Origin of the sequence: Variovorax sp. OV329 (assembly GCF_900114785.1) — a bacterium.
Lineage (GTDB): Bacteria > Pseudomonadota > Gammaproteobacteria > Burkholderiales > Burkholderiaceae_C > Variovorax.
The window spans coordinates 1-1,568 of record NZ_FOUG01000053.1 but is presented as its reverse complement, the minus strand read 5'-3'; the positions used below and the strand labels follow the sequence as shown (position 1 = coordinate 1,568).

Here is a 1,568-nt window from a genome sequence, read left to right as displayed (position 1 = left end):
CTTGTATGGATGCCTCCCGGCTATGAGGAGTAACCCGCATCGGTGTTGTGAAGAAGTCGGCTGCTGCCTTGTATCCGGCCTGTTGTGTGAGGAGCCGGGATTGCCCCCGTTGCTCACTGGCCCCGATGTAATCCGCCGACAAGCGCCTCATCTCCTGGACGGACTGTTGAAGTCCTTGATCCCATGCAGGCTTGGCTTGTCCCGGTCTGACCTGTTTCACATCACTTCGCGTGCTGCTGCCTCAATCGCCTTCAAAGGCTCATATACCCTTTCTTTTGGTTGGGTTGATGGAGCGGCCCGCCAGTTCAAGCCGCTTGCGGCTTGGTGCTCTGGTGGCCCCGTTGGTAATCCTGTTGCCGGGCTGTCACGGCCCAGATCGTTCGAGCCATCTTGGCCGCCTGCGCCACGACCACGACGTTGTCCGGGCGCCTGGCCTTGAGTTGCTCCAGCCATTGCCCCGGCTCCTTTGCATGGGCAAGTACCGAGCGCGCGCCGTGGATGAGCAAGGTGCGCAGGTAGGTGTCGCCCCGCTTGGAGATGCCCAGTAGCAAGACCTTGCCGCCCGTGCCGCGCTGCTGGGGCACCAGGCCCAGCCAGGCGCAGAACTCTCGCGCCGACTTGAAGGCTTTGGCTTCTCCCATCGTGGCGATCGCCGCCGTGGCCGTCAGCAGCCCGACTCCGGGTATCGCCGCGACGCGCTTCATGTCCTCATCGTCGCGCAGGCGCTGCGCGAGGCGCTGTTCGATGGCCTTGATGTCTTGGACAAGCTTCTTGATCCGCTGCACCTGCTCGCGCAGGCTGTCGGCCACGTACTGCGGGATGTCGAGCGCCAACGACTCCAAGGTGGCCTCGATCTCGCTGAACAAGGCGTTCTTTCCCCTGGCGAAGGTTGCCCCGAACTCGTAGAGCAGACCGCGCAGCGCGTTGATCTGCATGACCTTCATGCGCATGAGCAATTCGCGCTGGCGGTGCAGCACCAGCGTGGCCTGCTGCGCCTGTGTCTTCATGCCCACGAACTTCGTGCCCGGTTGCTGGATCGCCAGCCAGATGGCTCGGGCGTCGGTAACGTCAGTCTTGTTGCCGGCCACAAAGGGGCGTACGGCCTTGGCGTGGATCAGCCGCACGCTGTGGCCCAACCCCGTCAGCTCGCGTGCCCAGTGATGGGCCCCGCCGCACGCTTCGATGCCGATCAGGCACGGCACGCGGTTGGCGAAATACTCCAGCACCTTGGCACGCTTGAGCTGCATGTTGACAATCTCGCCCGTGCTCATATCCACGGAGTGCAGTTGGAACACGCTCTTGGCGATGTCCAGGCCAACAACCTGGCGCCCGTCGATCAAGCCGATGATTTGTCCCGCACCCTGAGCTGCAATACGATTCATCTCGGACCTCCGATGGTGTTTGTGAAGACCTCGGTCTATCACGCCATGGGCACTTCGATGCCGTATCCATCCGGAGGTCCACCTTGCCATGCAGGCAAGCCAGCCGCCCAGAACAGCCAAGCTGCTCATCTCCGTGCTCCTGCTCTTGCTGTCCCCGTAGGGAGGGAGGCATCCATTACATCTCCT

At 62.5% G+C, this 1,568-nt stretch carries 1 protein-coding gene; it reads right to left on the bottom strand.

Features of this window, described 5'->3' with window-relative positions:
• Positions 1 to 305: 305 nt before the first annotated feature.
• Complete coding sequence (locus BM345_RS29510; protein ID WP_302847601.1) at positions 306 to 1,382, bottom strand: IS110 family RNA-guided transposase; 1,077 nt, start codon at positions 1,380 to 1,382, stop codon at positions 306 to 308.
• Between the last annotated feature and the right edge of the window lie 186 nt (positions 1,383 to 1,568).